We start from the raw sequence: 12,410 nt of genomic DNA on the forward strand, positions 1-12,410 counted from the left end.
TGTTACTAAGTCGTGATCTTTTAGAAGGCGGGCTGGTTGGCCGGGTCTTCGGGATCGACGACCGGAATTGGCGTGACGGGCGCATGAATGCCGCACTCCACCTTGTCCCAACCGCGCCAGCGGCCCGCCCGCGGGTCTTCGCCCGGCATCACCTTCGACGTGCACGGTTCGCAGCCGATCGACAGATAGCCCTGCGCCTCCAGTGGATGGCGCGGCAGTTGCTGGGCCTCGAAATAGGCTTCTAAGTCGGCCTTGTTCCAGTCGCCCAGCGGATTGAGCTTCAGCCGGCCATCCTCCACCTCGAACCGAGGCAGGTTCTGGCGCGTCACCGACTGGAACGCCTTGCGACCCGAAATCCAGGCGTCCAGGCCATCCTTCGCGCGCTTCATCGGCTCGACCTTGCGGATTTCGCAGCAGCCGTCCGGGTCGTAGGACCAGCGCAGGCCCGTCTCGTCCTTCTGCGCGATCACCTCGGCGATCGGCGTGACCGTCCGGCTGTCGGTAAAGCCGAAGCGCTTGATGAGCGTGTCGCGATAGTTCAGCGTTTCGGCGAACATCTTCATCGTGTCTACGAAAATGACCGGCACGGTATTGTCGGCTTTCGCCACCAGATCGAGCAGCACCGCGCTTTCCGTGCCGAACGAAGACACGACGGCGACATTGCCGGCAAGGCCTTCTGCAAACACGGTCTTGAGCATGGTGATCGTATCGACGCCCTCGAACCGCGCGTTCAGCGCGTCGGCATCTGCCTGCGTAAAAGCAGGGCGGGCGTCGATCAGGTCGATCTGGCGAGCAGGTTCAGCCATTGCTTGTCTCCGGGTGCCGTTTTGCCCAGACGGGCTGACGGCCATCGATCGTTTTTTGATAAACGTCGGCATAGCGATTGAGCGCGCGTTCCACGGCATCGTCGTCCAGCGCCTTTGCGGGATGGAAGCTGTCGAAGCCGCAGCGACGCATGGCGTTGATCTGATCGACCAGCACGTCGCCGACGGCGCGCAACTCGCCCTGATAGCCCGATTCCCGCAGGATGCGGGCGGCCGAATAGCCGCGCCCGTCGCCATAAGCGGGGAAATTCACCTCGACCAGCGACAGACGATCCAGATGGGGCAGCAGTTCACGCGCATCCTCACCCGCTTCGATACGGACAGCCGTCGAGTTGGACTGGCCCGTGAAGGATTCGACCGTAACCGCCGGTTCCTGCGTGGCTTCACCGTCGCGGAAGGAGAGAAATTCAACCATGATCCGCTTCCTCCGGGATACGCGCGATAACCTTGATCTCGAACTGGAAACCCGCCAGCCAGGTGACGCCCACCGCAGTGATGTTCGGGAAGGGCTTTTCGCCCCAGTTTTTCTGGAGAACGGGCCAGATCGTTTCGAAATGCCGTTCCGGGTCGATCATGAATAGGGTCACGTCAACAGCGTCGGCGAAGCTGCTCCCCGCCGCCTCCAATATCGCGTTCAGATTGTCGAAGGCGAGTTGGACCTGATCCCCCAGATCGGGTTCGGGCGATCCGTCGGTACGCGCCCCGACCTGTCCCGACACGAACAGAAAGCCCTTCGATCGGATCGCAGGAGAGTAGCGATGCTCTTCATACAGAGCGTGGGGAATGGCCGGATAAACGGCGTCGCGCTTAGCCATAGATCGCCTCCTTGAAGGGTTTCATGCCGATGCGACGATAGGTGTCGAGGAAGCGTTCACCGCTTTCCCGCTGGGCGAGATAGATATCGGTGACCTTCTCGATCGCATCGACCACGCCATCCTCGGAAAAACCGGGACCGGTGATCTGGCCGAGCGAAGCATCCTCCGCGCCCGATCCACCGAGCAATAGCTGGAAATTCTCGATACCCTTACGATCCACGCCCAATATGCCGATATGCCCGGCATGATGGTGGCCGCAGGCATTGATGCAGCCCGAAATCTTGAGCTTCAACTCGCCCAGTTCCGCCTGCCGTTCGGCCGCGGCGAAGCGCTGCGCGATCTTTTGCGCCAGCGGGATCGAGCGCGCATTGGCCAGCGCGCAATAGTCCAGGCCTGGGCAGGCGATGATGTCGGTGATGAGGTCCAGATTGGCTTCTGCCAGACCTGCCTCGTCCAGCTTTTGCCAGATAGCGTACAGGTCCGCCTTCTTCACATGCGGCAGAACCAGATTCTGGGCGTGAGTTACGCGCAACTCGTCGAGCGAATATTGCTCGGCCAGGCTTGCGACCAGCTCGATCTGGTCCGCCGACGCGTCGCCGGGGATACCCGTCAGCGGCTTCAGGCTGATATTGACGATAGCATAGCCGGGCGCCTTGTGCGCCGCGACCTGGCGATCGACCCACAGCGCGAACGCCGGGTCGCTGCGGTCGATATCATCGGACAGGCCGGTGGCATAAGCAGGCGCCGCGAAAAAGGCGCGGATGCGGTCCAGTTCTTCGGTCGGCGGGTTAAGGCCCAATTCGCGCATATGGGCGAACTCCTCCTCGACCTGCCGCTTATACTCTTCGACGCCGATCTCATGGACCAGGATTTTGATCCGTGCCTTATACTTATTGTCGCGGCGACCGTAGCGATTGTAGACGCGCAGACAGGCTTCGAGATAGGAGATGATCTCGTCTTCCGGCACGAAGGCGTTGATAAGCGGCGCAACCATCGGCGTACGCCCCATGCCGCCACCGGCATAGACTTCCGCGCCGATCACGCCGTCGCGTTCCACCAGTTTCAGGCCGATGTCGTGCAGTTTCATCGCCGCGCGATCATCGTCGCTGGCGATGACGCAAATCTTGAACTTGCGCGGCAGATAGGTGAATTCGGGGTGAAAGCTGGACCATTGGCGCAGCAACTCGGCCCAGGGGCGGGGGTCCGCCACCTCGTCGGCGCTTACCCCGGCATATTGATCCGAACTGATGTTGCGGATGCAATTGCCGCTGGTCTGGATCGCATGCATCTCCACCGTCGCCAGTTCGGCGAGGATATCGGGCGCGTCGGCCAGCTTGATCCAGTTATATTGCAGATTCTGGCGCGTGGTGAAGTGGCCATAGCCGCGATCATATTTCGCCGCGATCTCGCCCAGCTTGCGCATCTGCTTGCCGCTCAGCGTGCCATAGGGGATGGCGACACGCAGCATATAAGCATGCAATTGCAAATAGAGGCCGTTCATCAGCCGCAGCGGCTTGAACTGATCCTCGGTCAGCGCGCCGGTCAGGCGGCGCTGCACCTGGTCACGAAATTCCTCGACGCGGGCGTCGACGATGGACTGGTCGTAGCTGTCGTAGCGATACATGGTTCAGATCACCCAGTTGCCGGCATCGGCGTCATTCGGTTTCAGCGTCAGGTCGGGGCGCACGGTCGGCCCAAGGGCGCGGATGCGGTCCTTGATATGGGCGGGGCGCACGCCGTCGTCGGTGACGGTCGCGTCGATGACATAGGCGCCCACCACGCGCAGCGCGGCTTCCTCAGTACGAGCCAGGTCGTCGCCGCGCTCTCCCACATCGGCGCTGTCGCCGACCTGGCGCGACCAACCGTCGCCCGCCCACCAGATGACGTCGCCGCTCACAAGATCGTTGCCGGTCAGTATCTTCACGAACGCATCTCCGAAATATTCTCCCCTGTTGCCGCCCAACCCGCCAGCACATCGCGTGCCAGTGCGTGGGCCGCCACGTCGCCGACCACGATCACGGCCGGGCTGACCACCTGTTCGCGCGCCACCATGTCGCCCAGGTCGGCGAGCAGGGTGCGCAATGTCCGCATGTCCGCGCGCGTGCCGTTTTCCAGCACCGCGACGGGCAGGGTCGGCGACACGCCATCCGCCATCAGCTTGTCGGCGATGTCGGTGGCGGTCGCGACGCCCATATAGATGACGAGCGTACGGCCCTTCCCCGCCAGTCCCGACCAATCCTGATCCGTCAGCCCCTTGCACTGGCCCGCGACGAAGCTGACCGCGCTGGACGCATCACGATGGGTGAGGGGAAGCTGCGCCTGCGCGGCGCTGCCCATGGCGGCGCTGATGCCCGGCACGACCTCCACCGCTATGCCCGCAGCGCGGCAGGCATCGACTTCCTCGCCGCCGCGTCCGAAGATGAAGGGATCGCCGCCCTTCAGGCGGACCACGCTGCGCCCCTCGCGCGCCAGATCTATGAGCAGCGCGTTGATCGCGTCCTGCGGCATGCTGTGGCGGCTGCGTTGTTTGGCGACCGAAATAAGGTCTGCGTCCGGCGACGCCAGCGCCAATATCGCGTCGGACACCAGGCCGTCATGCACGATCACGTCCGCCGCCCCGATCAGGCGCGCGGCCTTGATCGTCAGCAGGTCCGGATCGCCGGGACCAGCGCCCACCAGATAGACCGTCGAAGGTGCATTGTCAGCCATGGTCGCTCACATGGCGAAAGCGTCGGCCAAGTTCAATTCATAATGGGTATGGCGGGGATTAGGAAATGTTTTGCGTGTTGCGACCGTCAATCGCCCATCGCGCTGACGTCGATGTCCTTCAGCCCCACGCCGATCGAGGCGCGCGGCGTTTCGATCTCCGCCGATACCACCGGATAGGCGCAATAGTCTGCGGCATAATAAGCGCTGGGGCGATGGTTGCCGGATATGCCGGCCCCGCCAAAGGGCGCGGATGACGACGCGCCGTTGGTGGGCCGGTTCCAATTGACGACGCCGGCACGGACATTGGCCCAGAACTGGTTATATTGTTCGGGCGACCCGCCGATCAGCGAGGCAGACAGGCCATAGCGTGTGTTGTTCGCCTCCGCGATGGCGTCGCTGAAATCGGCCACGCGGATCACCTGTAGCAGTGGTCCGAACAATTCCACATCGGGCCGCTCCTTCATGCCCGTCACGTCGATGATGGCGGGGGTCAGAAAGGGCAGGCCCTTTTTCGGCCGCACCATATGCTTGATCGGCTTGCCGCCATTGCTCATCAGATAGAGGAAGCTTTCGGTCAGACCGTCGGCGGTCGGATTGTCGATCACCGGTCCCATATAGGGTGTGGGATCGGCATGGGGATGATCGACGATCAGCCGGTCGGCCAGTTTCTTGACCTCCGCGATCAGGCGGTCGGCGATGCCGTCGCGTACGATCAGGCGGCTGGCGGCGGTGCAGCGTTGGCCGCTGCTCATGAAGGCGGACTGGACGACGAGCGTCGCTGCCGCGTTGATTTCGGGCGTGTCCCACACGATGATCGGGTTGTTGCCGCCCATTTCCAGCGCCAGGATCTTGGATGGCTGGGCGGCATATTGCCGGTTGATCGCGATGCCCGTCTGGGCGGACCCGGTGAACAGGATGCCGCCGACATCGGGATGGGCGGCCAGTGCCCTGCCTGCGTCCGGCCCGCCGATCAACAGGCGGACCGCGTCCACCGGCACGCCCGCCTCATGATAGAGACTGACCAGCATCTCGCCCACCGCAGGCGTCTTTTCCGACGGTTTGAATATGACCGCGTTCCCGGCCAGCAGCGCAGGAATGATATGGCCGTTGGGCAGGTGCGCAGGGAAATTATAGGGGCCCAGCACCGCCATAACGCCATGGGGCTTGTGCCGCACCGACTGGCGCGCGCCCATGGCGGCCTCCAACCGGCGCTGTCCCGTCCGTTCGGAATAGGCGGCGACGCTGACGTCGATCTTGCCGATGACTGCGGCGACTTCGGCGCGCGCATCCCATAAGGGCTTCCCCGTTTCCCGTGCGATCAGGTCCGCCAGCGCATCTTCCTGCCGCCGCACGACATTGACGAAGCGGCGCAGCGTTTCGATGCGATACGCTATGGGTTGCGCCGCCCAGCGCGGCCAGGCGGCGCGGGCGCGCGCTACCTCGGCCTCGACATCTCCAGTTTCACCCTGCCAGAGCAGGACGCCGGTGGCAGGTTCGTAGGATGTAAGCGACGCGACCATTTGGACTGAGCATGACGGAAATTGGTTAACGAAAGAAGAGGGCGCGCCTCAACCCGTCGCAACAGCAGCCGGACCGGAACCATGCGCTTCACCCATCCGCCGGATCGCGGCGACTTTGGCATGGAGCGGTTTCCAGTCGTCATCCTTGTCGATCGCGCTCCAGATTGCCTCGACCTCCTCAATAAGCATGGAGCAGGGGGCATCATCCGCCCAATAATCATGATCCTTTGCGCCCGGCTTTGCCGTAAAGCGCGCGATCGCCTCGCGAAAGGGCGCCCAGGCAGCGTCGTCATAAGGCGCGCCGTCGCGCGTCGTGCCACCGCGCCAGTCATGGAAGAAGCGATCGATCGGCGTACCGCTCGTCACCATGCCGCGCACAGCCGCTTCGACCATCGGTCCGGGGTCAGCGCCCGGCTCTACGCCCAGCCGCCAGCAGAAGCGCCGCTGCATCGCTTCCCCATAGAGCGCCGGGAACCGCTCCAGTTGTGCGATCAGCGGCGGCGCTTCCGTCAGCAGGCGCAGTGACACCGCCAATTGCGCCACGTCCCAGTGAATCGCCTCGGCTTGACGTCCGAAGGCATAGAGACCGTAATGATCGAAATAGGCAGCCGTAAAATTTGCGTCCCACAAAGGCGTGAAGCGCCATGGCCCATAGTCGAAGCTTTCGCCGGTCACATTGATATTGTCGCTGTTCAGCACGCCATGGACGAAGCCCGCGACCATATAGCTGGCGGCGAGGTCCGCCGTGCGCTCCACCACCCGGCCCAGCAATTGGGCAGGCGGGTTGTCGCCAGGGGTTTCGCCATACAGCCGCGTCAACGCGTAATCAGTCAGCTTTTCCAGCAACACCTTGTCGTCATGAAAGGCCGCGCGCTGGAACGATCCGATGCGGATATGCGAGTGGCTCAGGCGCACCATCGCCGCGCCGCGTGTAGGGGATGGTTCGTCGTTGCGTTCCAATGCCTCGCCCGTCTCGATGATGGAGAAGGTCTTGGAGGTGTTGACGCCTAGCGCCTCCAGCATCTCGGTCGCCAATATCTCACGCACGCCGCCCTTCAACGTCAGGCGTCCGTCGCCGAAGCGGCTATAGGGCGTCTGACCAGATCCTTTGGTGCCCAGATCCAGCAGGCGGTCTCTATCGTCGCGCAATTGCGCGAAGAGAAAGCCGCGCCCGTCGCCAATGTCGGGATTATAGTGGCGGAACTGATGGCCATGGTAACGTAGCGCCAGCGGCCGGGGCAGGCTGCCTTCCAATGGCGCAAAGCGCCCAAAATGCGCGATCCATGCATCATCGCTCAAGTCATCCAATCCGACCGATGCGGCCGCCCGGTCATTGCGATAGCGCAGGATCGCCTGGGGAAAGTCGGCCGCTGCGACCGGATCAGCGATGTCCGGCATCAGCGCGTCGATTTCAGTGGCGGGACGATATTTGGCGGGTTGCGGCTTGTGGTTCATATGGCGATATGGGGGAAGGTCACCTGAAGGATCAAGCTTGAGCGGCTATAGCGACGGATATTGGTGGTCACCCGATGGGCTGCGGCTCCATTATCGGGACTATCACCAGAATGGGGCCGGCGGCGATGACGGTCGTCCGCCGCTGCTCTGCCTGCCGGGGCTGACCCGCAACGCCCGCGATTTCGAACCGCTGGCCGGGCGGCTGGCGGGCGAGTGGCGAATCATCTGCCCGGACATGCGCGGGCGTGCCGAAAGCGCCTATGCCAAGGATGCGATGACCTATGTCCCGCTCACCTATTTTCAGGACATAGGCCGCCTGCTGGCCGATCTGGCGATCACGCGCTTCGTCGCGATCGGCACCTCACTCGGCGGCCTCATCACCATGCTGATCGCCGCGACCCACAAGGAATGGCTGGCTGGCGCGCTGCTCAACGATGTCGGCCCGGTGCTGGACGAAGGCGGGTTGGCGCGCATTCGATCCTATGTCGGCGTGGGCCAGTCGCATCCGACCTGGGTGCATGCCGCCCGCGCCTTGGCGGAAGCCAATGCCGACGTCTATCCCGGCTATGATCTGGAACAATGGCTGGCGATGGCCAAGCGCCTCTACCGCCTGAACAGCGGCGGGCGCGTGGTGCTGGACTATGACATGAAGATCGCCGAGCCGATCCGCGCCATGGGCAGCGAGGCCGGGGTCGACATGTGGCCGGTGATGCAGGCGTTCCGCGACATCCCGACATTGCTGCTGCGGGGGAACGATCCGATCTTCTGTCCGACGCGACGGCCCGGCGTATGGTGGACGGGATCGGGCACAGCGCGGAGCTGGTGACTGTCCCCCATGTCGGCCACGCCCCTGCGCTGGACGAGCCGGAAAGCGCGGCGGCGATCGACCGGTTGCTGGCGCGCGTCCTCCATGGCTGACGCTTCCCGCAATTTCAGGATCGGCGGGGCGCGGCCCCATATTCTCCATGTCCATGGCAGCTTCTCTTTGGGCGGGAAGGAGGCGCGCACCGTGCGCCTGATGAACCTGTGGGGCGACAAAGCGCGGCACAGCATCGTCAGCGCCGATCCCCAGGCGATGAATGCGCGCGACGCGATTGATCCGGGCATCATGGTCGATTTCCCCGATGGCCCGTCCTTCGCGGGGAAGCCCGGCCCGGCACGCTACCGGGTGATTACGGCTTTCCTCAAGCGGTTCGACCTTGTTCTGACCTATAATTGGGGATCAATGGACGCCGTCATGGCACATCGTCTGGCGACGATGATGCCGGGCGCGTCTGCGGGACTGCCCGCATTGATCCATCATGAGGATGGCTTTAACGCCGACGAGACCGATGGGTTGAAGGTCAAACGCAACCTGTTCCGCCGCCTTGGTCTGCAAAGCGCGTATGGGCTGGTCGTGCCCTCGGTGCGGTTGGAGGGCATCGCCCGCATCGTCTGGAAGCAACCGGCCGACAGGCTCCACCTGATCCGCAACGGCATCGATATCGCCCGCTACGCCACGCCGCCTGCGCCGGATGCCATTGCAGGGCTTGTCCGCACGCCCGGCAAGCTGTTGGTCGGTACGCTCGCGGGATTGCGCGGGGTCAAGAATATTCCCCGCCTCGTCCGCGCCGTCGCCGCGCACAAGGACAGGTTGCAACTGGTGGTGGTGGGTGAGGGGCCGGAGCGCGACGCCATCCTGGCCGAAGCCGCTGCCCATGGATTGGACGACATGCACATGGCCGGTTTCATGGACCGGCCCTGGCGCTTCGTCGGCCTGTTCGACATCTTCGCTTTGTCATCCGACAGCGAACAATTCCCGATCTCCCTGGTGGAGGCGATGGCGTCCGGATTGCCTGCTGCATCGATGGACGTGGGTGATGTCGCCCATATGGTCGCGCCGGAAAATCGCCCGTTCGTCGTGGGGCGTGAGGCGGGGCTTGCCGATGCGCTGGGGGCTCTGGCGTCGGGCGCCGATCTGCGCGCGCGCCTGGGCGATGCCAACCGCCAGCGCGCGGCGCGCGACTATGCCGAAGACGCTATGGTAAACGCTTATGCACAGCTATATGGCGACGCTCTGGCCAGCCCCATGATTTTGCGCTAGGGCGCGCGAAATTCGTCATAGACAGCCAAAGCTGCTATAGGGTCGCTTTTTACCCGGTCGAGGGGGCCGGCGCATGTGCAGGAGATGTCGTTGTTCAAGGGGTTGAAGCCTATCGTCTATGGCGGCCGTGAAGTCTGGCCGATAGTCGAGGGTGGCAAGGGTGTTGCCGTATCCAACCATAGCAGCTCCGGCGCCTGGGCGGCGGCCGGCGGCATCGGGACAGTGTCGGCGGTCAATGCCGACAGTTATGACAGCTTCGGCAATGTCATACCGCAAATCTATCATGGCCGCACCCGTCGCGACCGGCACGAAGAACTGATCGCCTATGCCATCGATGGCGCGGTCGAACAGGTAAAGCGCGCGTTCGAGATCGCCGGCGGCAAGGGCGCGATCAACATCAACGTGTTGTGGGAGATGGGCGGCGCGCAGCGCGTCCTGCATGGCGTGCTGGAAAAGACGCGCGGCATGGTGGCAGGGGTCACTTGCGGCGCGGGCATGCCTTATAAGCTGTCCGAAATCGCGGCCTCCTACAATGTCAGCTATCTCCCCATCGTCTCATCCGGCCGCGCCTTCCGCGCCCTGTGGAAGCGCGCCTATTCCAAGGCGTCGGAATGGCTGGCAGCGGTGGTCTATGAAGATCCCTGGCTGGCGGGCGGCCATAACGGCCTGTCCAACGCCGAAGATCCCCGCGCCCCGCAAGACCCCTATCCCCGCGTGCGCGACCTGCGCGCGACCATGCGCGAAGGCGGCATTTCGGACGACGTGCCGATCGTGATGGCGGGCGGCGTCTGGGCGCTCAAGGACTGGAACGACTGGATCGACAATCCCGAACTGGGCGCGATCATGTTCCAGTTCGGCACCCGCCCGCTGCTGACGCAGGAAAGCCCAATTCCGCAGGCGTGGAAGGACCGGTTGATGCAGCTGGAGCCGGGCGACGTGCTGCTGCACAAATTCTCGCCCACCGGCTTCTACAGTTCGGCGATCCGCAATCCTTTCCTGCGCTCGCTCGAAGCCCGATCGGAACGCCAGATACCGTTCAGCACCGAACAGGCGGGCGACCATACCCACCAGCTGGACGTGGGCGTGAAGGGCAAGAATTTCTGGGTGACGCTGGGCGACCTGACCCGCGCGCGCGAATGGTTCGGCGCGGGGTTCACCTCGGCGCTCAAGACGCCCGACAACACGCTGGTGTTCGTCGCGGAAGACGAGAAGGCGGAAATCCGCAAGGACCAGACCGACTGCATGGGCTGCCTGTCGCAATGTTCCTTCTCCAGCTGGATGGATAGCGAAACCAATTCGACCGGCCGTCTGGCGGACCCGCGCAGCTTCTGTATCCAGAAGTCGCTCCAGGAATTGGTCCATGGCGGCGACCTTGACAAGAATTTGCTGTTCGCTGGCCATGCCGCCTATCGGTTTAAGCAGGATCCCTTCTATTCGAACGGGTTCGTGCCGACCGTAAAGCAGCTGGTCGACCGCATCCTGACCGGCGATTGAGGGTGGCGGATATCCAGGGGCTGGCGGTGCTGCATTATGACACGCCGCATTTCGACGTCATGCAACCAGGCCAGTTCGTGCTGTGCGCCGTGTCAGGCACGCGAATCGATCTGGAAGACCTCAAATATTGGAGCGCGGAGTTTCAGGAGGCCTATCGCGGGCCGCAGGAGGCCACGCACGCCTTCCTCCGCCACCGCGGAGAAATTGTCGAATAAATTTGGCGAGTTAAGCTGCGCCCCGGTTCGGGCATTTGTCGATGGGCATATGCCGACCGGATTTCAATATGGTGGGAATATCGGTTCAACCCCTTGTTCAGGCGGCCAGTCGCAACTTTGCTATTCCAGTACGATTAAAACTGATGTAATCTTTCCCTTGAGGCGACGCAGAGCGCCTATTTGGTGGAAGGATGTTTTTGATGTCTCGTATCGACGTCTTCGGTGATCGTATTTGCATCGTGTCGAGCCTGCTGATCGTGGGCTGGTTCCTCTACAGCACGATCGTCTGATCCCGCCGCGACTAGGCGCGCGAATTGGAATGCTGATGCCACCTGTCGCAGGCGGTCGGCGCCAAGAGTATCTCCTCATGAAGGCTTGCGCTTTGCGGATCGTCTATCATGGCATCAATCAGGGAAAATGATGTTCAGTCACGTCATGGTCGGCGTGAACGATATGGACGCGTCCAAAGCCTTTTACAACGCGCTGTTAGGCGCGCTTGGTGCGAAGCCCGGCTTCTACGATGACATGGGCCGCGCCATCTATATGCATGACGGATCACTATTCCTGGTGACCAAGCCGATCGATGGCAATCCGGCCTGTCATGCTAACGGCGGGACGATCGGTTTTTCCATGGCGTCTCCCGAACAGGCGGACGCCTGGCATGCAGCTGGTGTGGCGGCAGGTGGCAGCCATTGCGAAGACCCGCCCGGCATAAGGGAAGGGGGCTTCGGCAAGCTTTATCTCGCCTATCTTCGCGATCCGGCCGGTAACAAATTATGCGGTCTGCATCGCATCGCCTGATCCCATATCGGTCAAGCAGTGCTGGATCGCCCCCAAGCAAAGCTATTTGGACTTTGTGGCTCTCGGCGTTCAATAGGATGGCGAGCGTTTCGCTCCGCGGCTTTTGAAGGATGTCAGCTTGCTCCGCGTTACCAACGGCTAAAGCGCACGGTGCCGAAGCGACCACGCCAGGTTTCGTGTTCCCTTGTTCGAGGAGAAGACGATGAACCGCAAGACCACTCGCCCCCACCCGCAGCGTCCCGTTCGCGGGGACAATCATGTCTATCTGCCCCACAGCAGCTGGGCGCGCGTCGATCGCAAATTGACCGCCGCAACCGTGATCGCACCCGATGATTTCTGGGCGCGGTTGGGGCTGTAATTCGGCGATGCCGATCGTCATCGCGATAAGAAGGCGGTCGGCATCGCCCAAGCGCTTCCGCTCGCGCTTTAGTTAAGCAGCACTCGCCAGGACAGCGATCCAGCGCGCTTGAACCGCTTTTACTCCACCCCTGCCA

General features: G+C 62.8%; 13 protein-coding genes and 1 pseudogene. 6 read left to right on the forward strand and 8 right to left on the reverse strand.

The features are described 5' to 3' along the window. Positions 1 to 20: 20 nt before the first annotated feature. The 8 genes from U5A82_RS10215 to U5A82_RS10250 form a co-directional block, all read right to left on the reverse strand. Complete coding sequence (locus U5A82_RS10215; RefSeq protein WP_326290610.1) at positions 21 to 806, reverse strand: phosphoadenylyl-sulfate reductase; 786 nt, start codon at positions 804 to 806, stop codon at positions 21 to 23. After that, a complete protein-coding gene (locus tag U5A82_RS10220; RefSeq protein ID WP_326290612.1) occupies positions 799 to 1,239 on the reverse strand; it encodes a DUF934 domain-containing protein in 441 nt (146 codons plus the stop codon). Before U5A82_RS10220 ends, U5A82_RS10215 begins: the two co-directional genes overlap by 8 nt. Then, entirely contained in the window at positions 1,232 to 1,639 is a 408-nt protein-coding gene (locus tag U5A82_RS10225) for a RidA family protein (RefSeq protein ID WP_326290614.1), read from the reverse strand. Before U5A82_RS10225 ends, U5A82_RS10220 begins: the two co-directional genes overlap by 8 nt. Beyond that, entirely contained in the window at positions 1,632 to 3,263 is a 1,632-nt protein-coding gene (locus tag U5A82_RS10230) for a nitrite/sulfite reductase (protein WP_326290616.1), read from the reverse strand. The genes U5A82_RS10225 and U5A82_RS10230 overlap by 8 nt, the downstream gene beginning before the upstream one ends. Before the next feature lie 3 nt (positions 3,264 to 3,266). Further along, on the reverse strand, positions 3,267 to 3,563 hold the full coding sequence (locus U5A82_RS10235; protein ID WP_326290617.1) for a DUF2849 domain-containing protein: 297 nt from the start codon (positions 3,561 to 3,563) through the stop codon (positions 3,267 to 3,269). Next, positions 3,560 to 4,348, reverse strand: coding sequence for a uroporphyrinogen-III C-methyltransferase (gene cobA / locus U5A82_RS10240; protein WP_326290619.1), 789 nt, complete (start codon positions 4,346 to 4,348; stop codon positions 3,560 to 3,562). The genes U5A82_RS10235 and cobA overlap by 4 nt, the downstream gene beginning before the upstream one ends. Positions 4,349 to 4,434: 86 nt before the next feature. Next, the gene (gene astD, locus U5A82_RS10245; RefSeq protein ID WP_326290621.1) at positions 4,435 to 5,868 is read right to left on the reverse strand and encodes a succinylglutamate-semialdehyde dehydrogenase; all 1,434 of its coding nucleotides are present in this window, start codon (positions 5,866 to 5,868) and stop codon (positions 4,435 to 4,437) included. A 48-nt stretch (positions 5,869 to 5,916) separates the two neighbouring features. Beyond that, a complete protein-coding gene (locus U5A82_RS10250; protein ID WP_326290622.1) occupies positions 5,917 to 7,323 on the reverse strand; it encodes a protein adenylyltransferase SelO family protein in 1,407 nt (468 codons plus the stop codon). Between the two features lie 37 nt (positions 7,324 to 7,360). Here U5A82_RS10250 and U5A82_RS10255 point away from each other — a divergent pair. The 6 genes and pseudogenes from U5A82_RS10255 (at position 7,361) to U5A82_RS10280 (ending at position 12,274) form a co-directional block, all read left to right on the forward strand. Continuing rightward, positions 7,361 to 8,241 (forward strand): annotated as a pseudogene (locus tag U5A82_RS10255) (alpha/beta fold hydrolase). Further along, positions 8,234 to 9,406, forward strand: coding sequence for a glycosyltransferase (locus U5A82_RS10260; protein ID WP_326290624.1), 1,173 nt, complete (start codon positions 8,234 to 8,236; stop codon positions 9,404 to 9,406). The pseudogene U5A82_RS10255 and the gene U5A82_RS10260 overlap by 8 nt, the downstream one beginning before the upstream one ends. Before the next feature lie 90 nt (positions 9,407 to 9,496). Further along, on the forward strand, positions 9,497 to 10,900 hold the full coding sequence (locus U5A82_RS10265; RefSeq protein ID WP_326292901.1) for an NAD(P)H-dependent flavin oxidoreductase: 1,404 nt from the start codon (positions 9,497 to 9,499) through the stop codon (positions 10,898 to 10,900). A gap of 2 nt (positions 10,901 to 10,902) precedes the next feature. Further along, positions 10,903 to 11,115 (forward strand): DUF2093 domain-containing protein, encoded by a 213-nt coding sequence (locus U5A82_RS10270; RefSeq protein WP_326290626.1) that lies wholly within the window; start codon positions 10,903 to 10,905, stop codon positions 11,113 to 11,115. 420 nt (positions 11,116 to 11,535) lie between these two features. Beyond that, positions 11,536 to 11,916, forward strand: a complete 381-nt coding sequence (locus U5A82_RS10275; RefSeq protein WP_326292902.1) for a VOC family protein — start codon at positions 11,536 to 11,538, stop codon at positions 11,914 to 11,916. Between the two features lie 202 nt (positions 11,917 to 12,118). Further along, on the forward strand, positions 12,119 to 12,274 hold the full coding sequence (locus U5A82_RS10280) for a hypothetical protein (RefSeq protein ID WP_326290628.1): 156 nt from the start codon (positions 12,119 to 12,121) through the stop codon (positions 12,272 to 12,274). Positions 12,275 to 12,410 lie beyond the last annotated feature (136 nt).

Origin of the sequence: Sphingobium sp. CR2-8, from assembly GCF_035818615.1 — a bacterium.
GTDB lineage: Bacteria > Pseudomonadota > Alphaproteobacteria > Sphingomonadales > Sphingomonadaceae > Sphingobium.